Raw genomic sequence first — 14,825 nt, 5'->3', positions numbered from 1 at the left:
GTTACTAGTCGTTCTTTCAACTGCCAACATCGAATTTCCGTCCGATGACAAGTGCGTCGATCGCGATTCCCGTTTCGGTGTGTCTGTGCGGATTTCCGGCGATCTCGAAACTGAGCCGGTTTCCGAATTCTTCCATCAAATCCTCTGGCGTGTAGAGGATTTCGGGATCCTGTGGTCCGCCGACGCCGTAATCGACGTTGCTTCGGTCGTGACCCAAAATCATGAGGATTCCGTCAGGTTTCAGAGAATTTATGGCACGGTTCACAACCAACGTGCGCTGTGGTGCCGGCAGATGGAGGTACAGAACGAGCGCAAGATCGTAATTGTGGCCGTACTCGACCGTGGTGACGTCACCGCAGCGGTAGTCCAGTCGATCGACCACGGAGCGTGGGGATCGGGAGGCGATCGTGCGGGCCTTGTCGATCGCGACGGCCGAGTAGTCGATGCCGGTCACTTCCCAGCCTCGTGTTGCCAGCCACAACGCGTTGCGGCCCTCGCCGCAGGCCAGGTCCAATGCCTTGCCGTGGGGGAGGGCCGTCGCGTATTCCACCAGAAGCTCGTTCGGGGGAGCGCCCCAGACGAGTTCCGATCGTTCGTACTTCTTGTCCCAGTCGGCCGCGTCCATAAGTGACGACGGTAGTGGCACTCAGTTCTTGCGCAGTGCCCCCCGCGTCGGGACGGCGATCGACAGGAATCCCAAGGCGGCAGTGACGGCAACGATCGATCCGTAGACCGCCGGCGAGACGGTGGGTACCGGCGCGCCGGAGACGGCTATCGCGATCCCCACCAGCGGAGGTATGGCGATCAGCGTCCCGACCACAATGGCGATACCGACCACCATGACGGATTCGATCCGCATCATGGCGCGAACCTGATTGGTTCTGGCGCCCACGAGTTGCAGTAGGGCAAACTCTCGCGCGCGTTCCGCGGTGGCCGCGACCAAGGTGTTCACAACAGCGACAGCCAGATAACCCAGCAGAACCAGGACCGCGAGGATGCTCACCCAGGACTGCATTCGACGCTCGTCGGCGCCGGCGGCCCCGAACTGGTCCTGGTTCGTTGCCGAGATAGAGGAGAAGGACTGCAGTGACTGCTGCACCTCATTGATGCGTCCAGGTTCGGCGCGCACCAGAACCGTGTCGATCAGCGCGTCGGTGGAGTGTGTCCGCAGCGTATCGACTGGCAGAGTGACGTCGCCGAAACCGAGTCCACGACCGTACCTCGCGACAACCAACGGATGTATCACCGTGCCGTCGCCGAGATGGAGATCGATGCGACCACCGACGCGGGCACCGAGGGCGAAGGCGCCGTCGCTGCTTACGGCAACGGTGTCGTCGGTCAGATCGGCTAAATCTCCCTCGATGACATCGAGGTCGAGAGTGGGCGCGGCGTGAGCGGCGTCGATTCCTTGCGCGGAGATCGGGGTGACCGCTGCGCCGGCCTCGTCCCCACTCGTCACCGGCAGGACCTGACTGCGGACGACGGGGTTGGCGGCGCTCACTCCCGGAATTGCCCTGACGGAGTCGAGGAGCGCGGGTGCGATGCCGGCCGGAGCGCCGACGATCAGATCTGCGGTCACTCCCTTGATCGACTGATCGGTTGCCTCCGCGGCGACGGTTGACTGGCTGAAGAACTGCACGCAGCCAAGGGCGATGGCCAGAGCGAGCGGCACGATGGCGGAGGAGAGCCGACGCGAATGAGATTCGGCATTTGCGGCAGCCAGAACTCGCGGCGCTCGGGTGCTACGGCGCAGTGGCCCGCCGACGGCCCGGATGATGGCGCGCACCAGCAGAGGACCAAGTAAGGCGACGGAGAAGATCAGCAACAGCGCGCTGCTGCCCGCTCCGGCAGCTGCAGCCTCGCCGGGCAGGAACGCCGGGAGCACGGACATACTCAGACCGAGCACGCCGAGCACGGCTCCGGTGACAATCCGGGGCCTACTCAATTCGGCTGGGCCGCGCTCGGATTCGCGCAGCGCCTCGGTAGGTTCGAGTTTTGCCGGGCGGCGGGCAGCCACCGCCGCTGCGCCCCGCGCGGTCAGAACGCAGATGACAAACGCGCCCAAAGCGGGAATCGGGCTGTATACCAAGGCAAAATCGGGAGGGATGACGCCGGCGCTCGCGAACTGTGCGCCCAGAACTTTCGCGAGCAGGAAGCCGGGGATCAGCCCGAGGGCGGCTGCGGCGGTAGCGACGAGGAGCACCTCGCGTCCGATCATCGTGTGAATCTGGCGCGTGGTCGCGCCGATTGCGCGCAGCAGAGCAAATTCTCGACGGCGTGCGTTGATCGAGAGTGACAGCGTGCTGGACACGACAAACATGGCGACCATCAAAGCGAGACCCGCAAACGACGCGCAGAGCGCGATCAACTGGGTCCGCGCAGCACCGGCGTCGAGGAATTCGATGCCGCCACGCGCGGTGCCGGCCGAGATCTCAGCGTCGGTGCCGGACAGGGCCTCGCTGGCGAGAGCGGCCGCGTTCACGCCTTCGGGTGCGATCACACCGACGGCGGTGACCGAGCCGTGATGCGGCCACAACCGTTGCGCCTCCTGGTCTTCGAGGAAGACGAGTGCCGGACGGTCCGGTGATGCTTCCGAATCCGAATCGGCTGTGCCGACAACGGTGTACTCGTCCACTATCCCGCCGTGCGCCAGCGTGATTCGCTCACCGACGGCAGCGCCGGTAGTGGAGACAACTTCATTGCTGTTCTGCGGTGCGCGTCCTTCGGTCAGCGAATATGGTGCCAATTGCGCTGTACGCCAAGGATGTGCGTCGAGTACGACGCCGTCGGCGGTGCTGACGGGGACGGAGATATCGGGAACGACGGTGGCATCGAGTGCATCGAGCTTGTGAACCACATCGCTATCGAGCAGAACCCGCTCGGCAAAGGGCTGATCGGCGTCTTCCTTGACCGCCAATGCCTGCGGCGCACTGACGACGGCATCGGCTCCGGCATACAGGTGCGGCGAGACTCCACCTCGCACTCCCGATTCCAGCAGAATGCCCAACGCGCAGGTGAGGAGGGCGGCGCAGAACACGGATACGAATACGGCGATGAAGCCGGAGCGGTGTGCCTTCAGATGGGCAACGGTATGAGCTTTCACGGTCACCAGTCCCCGAGGTGCGTCATGCGCTCGGCGACCTGCGCCGGGGTGGGCCGGTCGATGTGCCCGACCAGTTTTCCGTCTGCCAGAAACAGCACCCGGTCGGCATACGACGCGGCAACGGGATCGTGGGTGACCATGACAACGGTCTGATCGAACTCGGCAGCGGTGTGGCGCAGAAGTTCCAAAACCTGCTTCGCGCTGCGTGAGTCGAGCGCGCCGGTGGGTTCGTCGGCAAAAAGCGCGTCGGGTCGGGTGATGAGTGCCCTGGCGATGGCAACTCGTTGTTGTTGTCCGCCGGACAGTTCGGCGGGTGCGCGATTGCGCAACGCACCGAGTCCGACGGCCTCCAGAACGAAGGTCAGATAGTTTTTGTCGGCGGTGCGTCCGGCGAGGAGTAGGGGGAGTGTGACGTTCTGTTGCACGGTCAGCGCGCCGAGCAGGTTGTACGCCTGGAAGACAAAACCGACATGATCGCGCCGGAAGATGCTGCGGGCCTTCGGCTTCAGTCGTGACATGTCGGTGCCGCCCAGCCAGGTCGATCCGCTGGTCGGGCTGTCGAGACCGGCAGCGCAGTGCAGGAAGGTGCTCTTGCCCGAACCGGACGGGCCCATGACCGCGGTGAACGTGCTGCGGGGCAGGGTGAGGCTGACATTGTCGAGAGCAGTGACGCCGCCGCCCTTGCCGTAGCCCTTGCCGTAGACCTTGCTGACTCCCTCGAGCCGAACAGCCGCAGTGGTCGCCGTCGGAGCGGGGGGATTGAGGACCGCGTGTCGATTCTTCATGAAATAGACGCTAGGGAGATTCGGCGCGTCCCGACATCCTGCAGAGTCCCGAATCAATGGTGTAGCCAGCTGTAGTGGATCTGCGCGGTGAGTGCGGCATGCTGGGACGGTGAAGCAGAGGTTTCGGGCAGTGCGCTACGTGCTTGTCGAGGGTTGCGCCGGCGTGGTGTCCCTGGCTTTGGTGATAGCCGGCATGGTCCTGCTCTCGCTGTCGGTGCTGATCGTGGGGTGGGCGCTGGTTCCGTCGTACGTGCGCGTGTTGCGATGGTGGGCGGATCTTGCCCGCGCGCGGGCGGCTCGTTACTCGGGTTCTGCTGTTCCCCATCGCTATCCGCCCATGCCGACCAACCCGGGTATCGGGGATCTGCGTCGACTGCTCACCGAACGGTCGACGCGACGCGACGGCGGCTGGTTGGTTCTCCATGCGATGGGAGCACCCGTTGCCGGACTTCTCACCGTCGCGTTGCCACTGGGCGCGCTCAATACCTTTGCGGTTCCGTTCTATTGGCAGGCGATGCCCGCCGACGAGCCGGTGTCCAATCCTTATCCCGTGACGTCGTGGTGGGGCGCGGCCGGCATGCCCGTCATCGGTGCCCTGTATTTGTTGTTGGCGTGGTGGCTGATTCCGGCGATGGCGCGGTGGCTCGCTCTGTTGGCGTCGTCTCTCCTTGCGGATGATGCCCGGGCGGATTTGTCGCGGCGGGTGAGCGAATTGACCGCAAGTCGTGCGGCGGCGTTGGACGCACACTCGGCAGAACTCAAACGTATCGAGCGGGATCTGCATGACGGTGCCCAGAATCGTCTGGTGGCGGTGGTGATGATGCTGGGAATGGCCGAGCGGGCCCTGTCGAACAATCCGGATCAGGCGCTTCCGCAGGTGCATCGGGCACAGGCAGCGGCCACGGAAGCGCTGAGCGAGCTACGGGCGCTTGTTCACGACATCTACCCGCCGATTCTCGACGAACTCGGTCTGGACGGTGCGGTGTCCGCTCTTGCGGGACGTTCAACCGTGCCCTGTGTGCTCGAGATCGAGAACCTACGACGCGCTCCGGCCGCGGTGGAGGCCGCTGCCTACTTCGTGGTGGCCGAGGCGCTGACCAACGTCGCCAAACACAGTGGAGCACACGCCGTCACTGTGCGAGCGGCCACGAAATCCGATCCTGAGACCATGACAATCGATGTTCTCGACAACGGACACGGCGGCGCGAGCGAGCGCCTCGGGGGCGGTCTCGCCGGCATCAGGCGTCGGGTCGAAGCATTCGAGGGAACTGTGGTCCTGGACAGTCCGGCCGGTGGGCCGACAACGATGAGGGTGGAACTGCCGTGCGGATACTGATTGCCGAGGACGATGCTTTGCTGCGTGAGGGACTGGCGCTGCTGTTGCGCGGGGAGGGCTACGAGGTCGTCGCGGTGCCGGACGCGGACCAGTTCCTGTCGGTGTTCGAGGAAACGGCCCCAGACGCCGGTGTCCTGGACGTGCGGATGCCGCCCACGTTCACCAACGAGGGTCTGCGGGCCGCGATAGAGGTTCGCAAGGCACGGCCAGGCTTCCCCGTTCTGGTCCTCTCGGCGTACGTGGAGGACCGCTACGCCGGTGAGCTGCTCGCGGGTGGCGCCGGCGGTGTGGGATACCTCCTGAAGGAACGTGTCGGCAAGGTCGCCGAATTTGTCGACGCTCTCGAGCGGGTGATCGGCGGCGGAACCGTCATGGATCCCGAGGTGGTATCCCAACTGATGAGCCGTCGTCGCGCCGACGATCCCATTCGCGCACTCACCCCGCGGGAATCGGAAGTGCTCGGTTTAATGGCAGAAGGGTTGGGAAATCAGGAAATCGCGCAGAAACTGGTTGTCAGCGACACTGCTGTGAGCAAGCACATAGGAAATATCTTCGCGAAGCTCGGCCTGTCGACTTCCCAAAGCGGACATCGTCGGGTTCTAGCTGTTCTAGCCCATTTGCGGGCTTGACCGAACATCTGGACGGCGGACGCGCCGCAAGCGTAATGTGAGCCAGCCTCATGTTGTTGTCGTAACCTAACGGTGACCTGAGAGGCGTGGGCGTATGTCCGCTACGTAACGTGTGATCTCGGAAACGAGTCAAGCACCTGAAGCAACGAGGAGATCGATCAATGGGTAAGCCGATTGCCAGTGTGGCCGGAGGTCGGCAGTCCGTCCTTCTCGGGCTCGGCGTTCACCGCCCTGAGCGGGTTGTGACCAACGACGAGATCTGCGAGACGATCGATTCCACGGACGAGTGGATTCAGACCCGCACAGGCATCAAGTCGCGCCGCTTTGCCGGCGACGGCGAAGGCGTCGTCGCGATGTCTCTCGGTGCCGCACGTGGCGCCCTGGCTGCCAGTGGCATCGCTCCCGAGCAGATCGGCGCTGTCATCATCGCCACCTCCACCTACGACCTGCAGACGCCGCAGGCCGCATCGGTGATCGCTCACGAACTCGGTATGAACGGTCCGGCCGCATTCGACCTGGCTGCCGGCTGTGCCGGATTCAGCACCGCACTCGGTGTTGCCAACGACCTGATCCGCGGCGGAACTGCCGACTACGCACTTGTCGTCGGCGTCGACCGCATGAGTGACACCACCGAGCCGACCGACCGCAGTGTGCGCTTCATCTTCGGCGACGGCGCCGGCGCCGTCATCGTCGGTGTCAGTGACACCGTGGGAATCGGCCCCGTCGAGTGGGGTTCGGACGGAAGTCAGTCCGACGCCATCAAGCAGGAGCCGAGCTGGCTCGAGTTCATCGAGAAGCCCGAAGGCGCTCGGCCGTGGATCAAGATGGCCGGCACGGCCGTATTCCGTTGGGCTGCTTTCGAAATGGGCAAGGTTGCCACGCGCACGCTCGAGAAGTCGGGTCTGACCATCGATGACATCGACGCGTTTGTGCCGCACCAGGCCAACCAGCGCATCAACGAGGTCATCGCGCGCAGCATGAAGCTGCCCGAGGGATTCCCGGTCTCCAACGACATTGCCGAGACGGGCAACACGTCCGCAGCTTCGGTGCCGCTGGCCATGGAGCAGATGCTCCGCGACGGCCAGGTCAAGCCGGGCGACAAGGCCCTGTTGGTCGGCTTCGGTGCCGGACTGTCCTACGCCGGCCAGGTCGTCATCCTGCCGCCGCTCGGAACTGATCCGAACGCCTGATCTTCCTCACAGACGAGAGCCCGCGAACCGAACAGGTTCGCGGGCTCTCGTTATGTTTGGTTCGGCTCAGCGGGTCGGCGACGACAGTAGTGGGATCAGTAGTTCGTCCGGGGTGAGGGCGCCGTGCTGACCGGGCAGCCCGGCCAGGCCTGATTCCACCGAGCGGCGCACCACAGCAACATCGTCGGTGGCGATGGCGATGACGTCGCCGATTCGCCCGTGAAACGCGGAATGTACTGAGGGGCCGAATAATCCGGCGACAATGCCCTCGGCCCGTGTGCCGATCCACATCCGGTCGCCGAGTTCGGCTCGCCACCGCGCAGCCACGTCGGCTGCCGCACCTTCGCGGGTGTGGATGTGCCGGCAGCGTGGTTCGCCGGCGAGCGCGAGGACGTCTTTGGACAGGACCGGCGAGTTGTCGTAGTCGATCTTGTTCGCGTCGGTGATCTCGACCATTCCGTGGTCGGCGGTCACGATCAGAGTCACGTCCGGACCGAGAGCAGCGGCGAGTTGTTCGACGACACGATCGACCAGTGACAGTTGCTGGAGCCACGGCTCCGATTCAGGTCCGTACACATGCCCGAGGGCGTCGATCTCGCTGATATAGCAATACGTGAACGTGCGCTCCGCGGATTTTGCGACGGCAACCGTGCGAGCCACCAGATCGCCGTACGCCTGAATGCCGGCAAAAGCTGCACCGCGCATGCCCGCGCGAGTAAGTCCGCTGCCGTCGAACTTGGACGGGACAACCGTCGTCACAGTGATGCCTGCGGCCTGCGCCCGGTCGAACGTCGTGGCTTCCGGTTGAAGAACCTCGGGGACGATCGAATCGGCGTACGACTCTTTTTTCCCGGTGGGATGCCATCCGAGCCAGTTGAACACCGCATCGGCTTCCTCGACGTACGACTGGTAGCCGGTAATGCCGTGCGCGCCCGACGGGAGGCCGGTTCCCAGGGACACGATGCTGGTGGCCGTCGTCGTGGGAAATCCGGCGCGGATGGGGGAGCCTACCCAAGAGTTCAAGTACGGGGCATGCTCGGCATTGCGCGCCAGGAGATTGGCTCCCATACCGTCGACCAGCAAGATCACCGTTCTCTTGCTGGGTGGCAGATTCAGTCGATTGGCCTCGCCGGCAACTCCCAGCGAGGCGAGAATTGACGGCGCAAGGGTCGACAGTGTCGGTTGTGAGTACACATCGAGGAGAGGTGCGGGGGCGGGCATCCCATGAGATTAGGCGGTGAACGCCGAAAACTGCATACCTTCTGGGCATGCGTTCAAATTGGGGGCGAAGCCCCCGTGCGCCTTTTTGGTAGTCGGCGCTACCGGAAAGGCGCACAGGGTCGCGGGCCCTCAGCCCACGATGGTCGAAATTCGGAACGCAGCCCCTAGTGGATCTGCGACACCCGCCAGGCGTCCGAACGGGGTGTCCTCAGGGGCCGCGATGACGCTGCCACCGAACTCGACGACCTTCGCGACCGCGGCATCGGTGTCGTCGGCGCCGAAGTACACCTGCCAGAAGGACGGCACCTCCGTCGGCAGGAACGAACTGGCATCCATGACGCCGGCAATCGCGGGGCCGCCCAGCTTGGCCTGTGAATAGCGGAACTCGTCCGTGTCACCCATCGACTCGAACTGCCAGCCGAACACATCCGCGTAGAACGGCAGAGCCGCCGTGTAATTCTTCGACATCGTCTCGTGCCATACCGGAGCGCCGGGAACTCCGACCACACCGAATCCCTCATGCTGATCGGGCTGCCAGATTCCGATCACCGCACCGGCCGGATCGCCGACAATCGCCATGCTCCCCTGATCGCCGACCTGCATGGACGGCATCATGATCGTGCCGCCGGCAGCCTCCGCTTTGGCGGCCGAGGCAGCCGCGTCGGAGGACGAGATATAGGTGGTCCAGATGTTGCCGTACGGATTGCCCTCCTGCTGGGGGCCGAGACCGGCAATGGGCTGCCCGTCCTTGCTGAAGATGGCGTATCCGCCGTACTGCGGATCGTCGTTGCCGTCGACCTGCCAGCCGAACACGTTGGTGTAGAAGTTCTTCGCGACCTCGGTGTCCGAACTGGTGAGGTCGATCCAACAGGGAGTTCCGTCGAGCATGAGTTCCTCCTGTGCGTCGTTGTGGTGGTTGACGCTACCGAAAAGGCTCACGGGGCGGCAGGTCCTTCAAGGAGCCGGGCACGCACCTCCGCATCAGTTGCACAGTCGATCGCCGTCCACGCCAGTCCCAGCGCGCCGTCCAGGACGGCTTTGTCGCCGGTCTCGGAGCGGCAGTACGCAGTGAACTCGGGCTGGTGATTGCCGGCGCCGTTGCATTCGATCCCGATGATGGGATGGATGGTGGGGATGCGGTGCGAGACATTGCCCATGTCCGTCGATCCGGCCGCCGGACCGTTGTAATCGAAGAACGTGCGACCGAGAGCCTCGAGGTTCTCCTGGTAGAGGACGCTCAACTGCTGATCCCACCGTGACTCCGCGTATGCGGGCGACGGTGACGTCATCGCGATGTCGCAACCCGTCGCGATGGCACCGGCGGTGAAGCACTGCTCCACCTTGGGCTGGGCTGCCTCGACGCCGCCCAGCGTTTCGGCTCGGACGGCGTACGTCCCGTGTGAACTACCGGGAATGACATTGGGTGCGACACCGGCGTCGCTGACGTAGCCGTGAACTTGAACGTCCTTCGGAAGATGCTGTCGCAGTAGACCGATGCTCACCTGGGCGACGGTGAACGCGTCGGCCGCGTTGACGGCGCCGACGGCAAACGACGCGTGCGAGGACACTCCGGTGTACTCGACGTCGAGGTGCGAGATGGCAAGCATGTTGGGGGCGCGCAGGTCTCCCGCGCCGGGGTGCACCATCATGGCGCAGTGCAGTGAATCGAAGATGCCCTCCTCGAGCATGACGACCTTTCCGCCGCCACCCTCTTCGGCGGGAGTTCCGAAGACGGCCACGGTGATTCCCAATTCGTCGGCCAACGGTGCGAGGAGCAATCCCGCGGTCACAGCGGCAGAGGCGATGATGTTGTGCCCGCAGGCATGTCCGATGTCCGGGAGCGCGTCGTACTCGGCAAACAGTCCGATCACGAGTTCGCCGTTGCCGTACGTAGCGGCGAGTGCGGTCGGGAGTCCGGCAACACCGCGCTCGACCGCAAAACCGGCACCCTCGAGCATGTCCGCGACGGCGGCCGACGCGTTGTATTCGGCAAACGCGAGTTCGGGATCTTCATGGATCTGGTGACTCAGTGCCAGTGCGGCATCGGAGATGGTGTCGAGGTGCTTGGCCGCGCGATCTTTTGTCGTCATCGTCTGAGACTGCGTTCGCGCTGGGATCTGCGGACCAAAATGCAGTATTTGTGTACTAATTTATTTCTTCATGCAGGATTCGATAGTTTTGGACGAGATCGATCTGCGAATCGTCCACGCGATGCAGGTACAGCCGCGCGCACCGTGGGCGTTGATCGGCAGCGTTGTCGGGGTTGATCCGGTGACCGCTGCGCGTCGGTGGAGATCTCTCACCGACTCGGGCACTGCCTGGATAGCGGCGTACCCGGCTGCCGACGCGGGATCGGTGTTGGCATTCCTCGACATCCGGTGCGAACCTCGATCACGCAAACGGATCGTCGACGAACTCGTGGCGCACGCGCATGTGATGAGCGTGAACGTTCACTCGGGTGGTTGCGCAGTCATGGCGGAAGCGTTGTTTGTCGGCACAGATGCGCTGGCTCGATACGTACTCGACGATCTGCAACTTCAGGACGGGGTGACCGACGTCGTGGTGCATCCTGTCACCAGGGTATTCACCGAGGGAAGCCGTTGGCGGCTGGGCACTCTCGAACCGTCCGGTGTTCGGACGCTGCGTGAATCAGGGGTGGCACCACCGCCGCTCGGCCGCCGACATCCGTTGGACCGGGCAACGGTCGCCGTGATCGACGTTCTCGGACGCAGACCGCGCGTGTCGGTGACCGAACTGGCTCATGAACTCGAGATCAGCACCTCGACGGCTCGTCGACGGCTGGGCCGCGCCCTGTCGCAGCACACTCTGTTGCGTTGTGAATTGGCGAGATTCGCGACGGGGCGGCCGATCCGGGTACTGTTCACGGCTCGGATTCCAGTGCTCGATGCGGAGCGTGCGGCGCGAATCCTACGGGCCCGGACGGAGATTCGTCTTGTTGCCGCCGTTGCCGGATCGAACAACCTCTTCTTTGCCGGGTGGTTTCGCGCACTGCCTGACCTCGCGGCACTCGAAGCGGACTTGGCTGCCCGGGCACCGACGCTCGAAGTGGTGGACCGGCGAGTTGTTCTGGACACGCCAAAACTGATGGGGCACTTGCTCGATCGGGACGGCCGATCCATGGGTGTGGTTCCGGTGAGTGTCAGGTCGTGATCAGGCTCGTGTGCGAGAGCCAGGCCAGGACATGACGGTTGAACTCGTCGGGTAATTCCAGCTGGGGAGTGTGCCCGGTGTCGCCGAGGATGATCGTGGTCCAGTGCGGATGTGCTGCGGCGGCAGATCGTGCCGCCGCTACCGAGACGAGGCGATCGCGCTCGCCGTGCAGCAGGAGGGTGGGAGCACTGATGTCGCGCAATGCTTTTCGATACTTCTGTGGACGGGCCAACACGGTGAGCAGTGATCGTGCGGCTTGTAGGAACTCTGCGTCCTGAGTGGCAAAGCCACGCCGGATCTTCGACAGGGCCGCGCCTGCTGCAACCACCTCGGAGTCGGCGCGGGTGGGGTCCACGAAGCAGAGGTTGGTCATCTGCGTGGCCAACTGCTCGTCCGTCATCGTCCGTCGGCCAAGGCTCATTGCCTGTTCCCCCACATAGGGCAGCGCGTACACGAGGAATTGGGCAGCGATAACGGGGTCGGGGATCCGAATCGGTAGCGGCAGTGCCGGGTCGACCAATACCAGGCCGGCCACCGAATCAGGGCGGGCGGCGGTAGCGAGGGCAGATACCATTCCGCCCATCGAGTTGCCGAACAGAATTACCGGTTTTCCGACAACCGTGTCGATAAACCGGTTCAGGAGTGCGGCATTTGCCTGAATGTGTGTAGTGCGACCGTGAGCCTGGGTGAGGCCGAAGCCAGGCAGATCCACCGCGTAGACACGGGCGTGATTCGCCAGGGTCGGCGCCACCCGGACCCAGTTCAAATGCGAGCCGCCAAGTCCGTGGACCAGGACGATCGGTGTCGAGTCTTCCGGTCCACCGAAGTCTACCCAGTGCATGTCCCCGTCGAGATCGGCGATGTTGCTGATTCCGCCCCACGGGGCACTGAGCGCAGTGTCGACGGCTTCCACGGCGGAACGGGGCAAAGTCATCCCTCCAGAATGCCCTGTATTTGTTGATCGTGTGAGTACCCTGTGCCGTCGATCACGCAGTGTGTTGTAGCGGCGCCGAACGCCACTGGTCTATTGGACTGTGGCAGAAACGGTTTCGCAGTTGTCCGGTTTGCCCGATCTCATTCGGGTGCTTGTCACCGCAGACACACCGTCCGGCATACTGGCAGCCATGTGGTGGATGGTCGGGTTAATCATTCTGACTGTTCTGAGCCTGTCGTCCGCTTTGGTGGCATTTGTATTTCACCGATCAACGGCTGAGGACAGGACATTGCTGGGTGATCGTAGTAAAAGCACAGTCGAACGGCCCTGAATCGGTAATCGATCCAGGGCCGTCCAAAGTTCTGTCACCCCCAGCGGGACTGTCCACCGTCGAGCGGGATTGTGGCACCGGTCAGGTAGCCGGCGTCGGGTCCGACGAGGAACGCGACGGCAGTGCCGATGTCGTTTTCGCAGTCACCGATGCGGCGCATCGGAATGCTGGCAACGAAGGCCGCTGCTTCCTCGGGGCGAGCGTCGGCCCACCGCTGCAAGCCGGGCGACGACGCGTGTGGGGCGACAGCAAGGACACGAATCCCGTCCACACCCCACTCGCAGGCTGCTGCTCGCGTGAGTGCACGCACGGACTCCTTGACGGCCGCGTACCCGCCGTAGCCGCTGGCGTCCCACCGAACGGCCACCGAGCTGACCATGTTGATGATCGCGCCGCCGCCACGGGCCTTCATCGACGGGTAGCACGCCTGCATCGTGCGCAGAGTTGCCACGGGCCCGGACTCGAGTCCGGCAGCCAGCTTCTCGGGCGTCAGATCCAGAATGTTGCCCAAGGGGTTCAGGCTCGCGTTGTTGACGAGGATGTCGACGCCGCCGAACAGTTCGACGGTTCGGTCAACAGCAGCGGTGATTGAGTCTCCGTCGCTGACATCGGCCAGCACCGGCTCGGCGCGGCCACCACGGTCGGCGATTTCCTTGCACGTGTCCACGAGCTTCGATTCGGTGCGACCGACAACTGCAATGGACGCACCTTCCTTGGCCAGGGCAAATGCGACTCCCTGCCCAACACCTTGGCCAGCGCCTGTGATGAGCGCCACTTTTCCGTCCAATTTGCCCACTGTTGTTCTCCTGCTCGTCATTTAGCGGTCCCCGAATGGTTGCCTCCTCCGCGCAGTATTTCTCCTGGCTTCTTACTGGTCGGGATGTGATTTGCATCCCACTCAGTGGAACCGCTTTTAAAATCGGTCGTCTTACAGCTAGTGTGAGCGCCGTTACATACCCGGCGTGGGGCACACGCACACATTCCATGATGAGGAGATTGAAATGCCAACCACAGGTAGCATTGACGCCGATACCGCTAAGTTGCTCGGCGACCTGGCTAAGTACGCTTCGCCCATCGCAGGCCTCATCGGCGGCGTCGGCGCGATCCTCGGCCTCGCCGGACTGATCAACGCCGGCACCGGCTCCTGATCTGTTTCTGATCTGAATCTCCGGCCCGCGAACTGGCAACAGGTCGCGGGCCGGAGGTCTATCTACCGTTCCAATATCTGTGTCTTGCAGACACATTCATTGGAAGCGGGCCTGCGGAACTTCCAGACTTTCGGCAGTGTCCGGCCGGGTGTAATTCTCCTTCGGCGTGAGGTCGAGGACTGCCTCGCTGCCGCGGTAGTGACGGAACCAGAAGAGCGAGCGGTCCGGTGTGATGCGGGTGTCTTCCCCCGTGGTTTTCCAGTACCAGTGAATGTCGGCGTCGAGAACTTCCGACAGGCGAACGATGTTCTTGCAGCCGTACTCTTGCAGCCCTTGGCATGTGAGGCTTCGCAGTTCGCGTGGTTCGCCGCGGCTGGTCCAGCGTGATTCGTAGACCAGTGCGTCGAGTTGGATGCGGTGGCAGTCCTGTTCCGATGCAGCGTGCAGTAGGTCGTCCCAGTTCAATCCCGGTGCGTGCTGGAGGTATTCGTCGGCGTCGATGAAGGCGCTCCAGGCGACAGTAGTGCGAAATCTCGTGATGTAGTCGACGTATGCCTCGACCTGGCCGTGCACTATCCGGCCTTCCGCATTCCGGGGTTGCCATTCGACGACCGTGACCGGGAGGCCCTGCAGTTCGCGGCGAAATGCTGCTTGAACGTCACTGTCGGACAGTGTTTCGGTGTACGCGCCGTAGGAGTTTCCGCGCTTGTCGACGCTTCCTCCGTGCCACCGGTTCAGGCTGAATGCGCTGCTGCGCCGCGACGATCCAACGGAGCCGGTGTTGTCGTACAACACGATGTCCCATCCCTGTTCGATGTGGTGCACGCACCAATCGCGGATGAAGGGCAGGTGTTCGCGGGGGAGGAGGACTGCGACAACGGTGCGGGTCTTGCTGCTGGAACTGTGCTCCGTGCTCATGGCAACACGATAATGCGGCGGATGCATCCCATGAGCACCAAGCATTGAACACCAAGCAT

General features: G+C 63.5%; 14 protein-coding genes. 5 read left to right on the top strand and 9 right to left on the bottom strand.

The window, feature by feature from the left end; translation table 11 throughout:
* Nucleotides 1-16: 16 nt before the first annotated feature.
* The 3 genes from C7T36_RS08085 to C7T36_RS08075 are packed head-to-tail and all read right to left on the bottom strand — an operon-like array spanning nucleotide 17 to nucleotide 3,888.
* A complete protein-coding gene (locus tag C7T36_RS08085; RefSeq protein WP_033231683.1) occupies nucleotides 17-625 on the bottom strand; it encodes a bifunctional 2-polyprenyl-6-hydroxyphenol methylase/3-demethylubiquinol 3-O-methyltransferase UbiG in 609 nt (202 codons plus the stop codon).
* A gap of 21 nt (nucleotides 626-646) precedes the next feature.
* The gene (locus C7T36_RS08080) at nucleotides 647-3,103 is read right to left on the bottom strand and encodes an FtsX-like permease family protein (RefSeq protein WP_239654620.1); all 2,457 of its coding nucleotides are present in this window, start codon (nucleotides 3,101-3,103) and stop codon (nucleotides 647-649) included.
* Nucleotides 3,104-3,105: 2 nt separating this feature from the next.
* Nucleotides 3,106-3,888, bottom strand: a complete 783-nt coding sequence (locus C7T36_RS08075; RefSeq protein WP_045064584.1) for an ABC transporter ATP-binding protein — start codon at nucleotides 3,886-3,888, stop codon at nucleotides 3,106-3,108.
* 109 nt (nucleotides 3,889-3,997) lie between these two features.
* Between C7T36_RS08075 and C7T36_RS08070 the strand changes: the two genes are divergently transcribed.
* The 3 genes from C7T36_RS08070 to C7T36_RS08060 all read left to right on the top strand — a co-directional run bounded on the left by C7T36_RS08070 (nucleotide 3,998) and on the right by C7T36_RS08060 (nucleotide 7,043).
* Nucleotides 3,998-5,224, top strand: a complete 1,227-nt coding sequence (locus C7T36_RS08070) for a sensor histidine kinase (protein ID WP_084702433.1) — start codon at nucleotides 3,998-4,000, stop codon at nucleotides 5,222-5,224.
* Nucleotides 5,212-5,853: a response regulator transcription factor gene (locus tag C7T36_RS08065; protein ID WP_033231679.1), complete on the top strand. Its 642-nt coding sequence runs from the start codon at nucleotides 5,212-5,214 to the stop codon at nucleotides 5,851-5,853. The genes C7T36_RS08070 and C7T36_RS08065 overlap by 13 nt, the downstream gene beginning before the upstream one ends.
* A gap of 161 nt (nucleotides 5,854-6,014) precedes the next feature.
* Complete coding sequence (locus C7T36_RS08060) at nucleotides 6,015-7,043, top strand: beta-ketoacyl-ACP synthase III (RefSeq protein WP_033231678.1); 1,029 nt, start codon at nucleotides 6,015-6,017, stop codon at nucleotides 7,041-7,043.
* Nucleotides 7,044-7,109: 66 nt separating this feature from the next.
* On the opposite strand, the gene C7T36_RS08055 is transcribed toward C7T36_RS08060, so the two are convergent.
* The 3 genes from C7T36_RS08055 to C7T36_RS08045 form a co-directional block, all read right to left on the bottom strand.
* The gene (locus C7T36_RS08055; RefSeq protein WP_033231677.1) at nucleotides 7,110-8,264 is read right to left on the bottom strand and encodes an alkaline phosphatase family protein; all 1,155 of its coding nucleotides are present in this window, start codon (nucleotides 8,262-8,264) and stop codon (nucleotides 7,110-7,112) included.
* 129 nt (nucleotides 8,265-8,393) lie between these two features.
* On the bottom strand, nucleotides 8,394-9,152 hold the full coding sequence (locus C7T36_RS08050; protein ID WP_033231841.1) for a VOC family protein: 759 nt from the start codon (nucleotides 9,150-9,152) through the stop codon (nucleotides 8,394-8,396).
* A 47-nt stretch (nucleotides 9,153-9,199) separates the two neighbouring features.
* Nucleotides 9,200-10,354, bottom strand: coding sequence for a M20 family metallopeptidase (locus tag C7T36_RS08045; protein WP_033231676.1), 1,155 nt, complete (start codon nucleotides 10,352-10,354; stop codon nucleotides 9,200-9,202).
* A gap of 70 nt (nucleotides 10,355-10,424) precedes the next feature.
* Here C7T36_RS08045 and C7T36_RS08040 point away from each other — a divergent pair, with 70 nt between their 5' ends.
* Complete coding sequence (locus C7T36_RS08040) at nucleotides 10,425-11,435, top strand: Lrp/AsnC family transcriptional regulator (protein ID WP_045064579.1); 1,011 nt, start codon at nucleotides 10,425-10,427, stop codon at nucleotides 11,433-11,435.
* Here C7T36_RS08040 and C7T36_RS08035 read toward each other — a convergent pair.
* Both C7T36_RS08035 and C7T36_RS08025 read right to left on the bottom strand, forming a co-directional pair.
* Complete coding sequence (locus C7T36_RS08035; protein ID WP_045064577.1) at nucleotides 11,425-12,369, bottom strand: alpha/beta fold hydrolase; 945 nt, start codon at nucleotides 12,367-12,369, stop codon at nucleotides 11,425-11,427. The genes C7T36_RS08040 and C7T36_RS08035 overlap by 11 nt on opposite strands.
* Nucleotides 12,370-12,734: 365 nt before the next feature.
* Nucleotides 12,735-13,496, bottom strand: coding sequence for an SDR family NAD(P)-dependent oxidoreductase (locus C7T36_RS08025; RefSeq protein ID WP_045064572.1), 762 nt, complete (start codon nucleotides 13,494-13,496; stop codon nucleotides 12,735-12,737).
* 205 nt (nucleotides 13,497-13,701) lie between these two features.
* Here C7T36_RS08025 and C7T36_RS30080 point away from each other — a divergent pair, with 205 nt between their 5' ends.
* Nucleotides 13,702-13,848 (top strand): hypothetical protein, encoded by a 147-nt coding sequence (locus C7T36_RS30080; RefSeq protein WP_155276676.1) that lies wholly within the window; start codon nucleotides 13,702-13,704, stop codon nucleotides 13,846-13,848.
* Nucleotides 13,849-13,944: 96 nt separating this feature from the next.
* On the opposite strand, the gene C7T36_RS08020 is transcribed toward C7T36_RS30080, so the two are convergent.
* Nucleotides 13,945-14,766: a glycosyltransferase family 92 protein gene (locus C7T36_RS08020; RefSeq protein ID WP_033231838.1), complete on the bottom strand. Its 822-nt coding sequence runs from the start codon at nucleotides 14,764-14,766 to the stop codon at nucleotides 13,945-13,947.
* Nucleotides 14,767-14,825: the final 59 nt, after the last annotated feature.

The organism is Rhodococcus sp. AD45-ID (assembly GCF_003023755.1).
GTDB lineage: Bacteria > Actinomycetota > Actinomycetes > Mycobacteriales > Mycobacteriaceae > Rhodococcus_F > Rhodococcus_F globerula.
Note: the sequence above shows the minus strand (reverse complement) of the source record. Positions and strands in the feature narration are given on the sequence as shown.

Bases quoted from the DNA above. Each gene is read 5' to 3' on its own strand.
- C7T36_RS08040 (WP_045064579.1), top strand. From the start codon at position 10,425: ATGCAGGATTCGATAGTTTTGGACGAGATCGATCTGCGAATCGTCCAC.
- C7T36_RS08055 (WP_033231677.1), bottom strand. From the start codon at position 8,264: ATGCCCGCCCCCGCACCTCTCCTCGATGTGTACTCACAACCGACACTG.
- C7T36_RS08060 (WP_033231678.1), top strand. From the start codon at position 6,015: ATGGGTAAGCCGATTGCCAGTGTGGCCGGAGGTCGGCAGTCCGTCCTT.
- C7T36_RS08075 (WP_045064584.1), bottom strand. From the start codon at position 3,888: ATGAAGAATCGACACGCGGTCCTCAATCCCCCCGCTCCGACGGCGACC.
- C7T36_RS08050 (WP_033231841.1), bottom strand. From the start codon at position 9,152: ATGCTCGACGGAACTCCCTGTTGGATCGACCTCACCAGTTCGGACACC.
- C7T36_RS08035 (WP_045064577.1), bottom strand. From the start codon at position 12,369: ATGACTTTGCCCCGTTCCGCCGTGGAAGCCGTCGACACTGCGCTCAGT.
- C7T36_RS08020 (WP_033231838.1), bottom strand. From the start codon at position 14,766: ATGAGCACGGAGCACAGTTCCAGCAGCAAGACCCGCACCGTTGTCGCA.
- C7T36_RS08085 (WP_033231683.1), bottom strand. From the start codon at position 625: ATGGACGCGGCCGACTGGGACAAGAAGTACGAACGATCGGAACTCGTC.
- C7T36_RS30080 (WP_155276676.1), top strand. From the start codon at position 13,702: ATGCCAACCACAGGTAGCATTGACGCCGATACCGCTAAGTTGCTCGGC.
- C7T36_RS08045 (WP_033231676.1), bottom strand. From the start codon at position 10,354: ATGACGACAAAAGATCGCGCGGCCAAGCACCTCGACACCATCTCCGAT.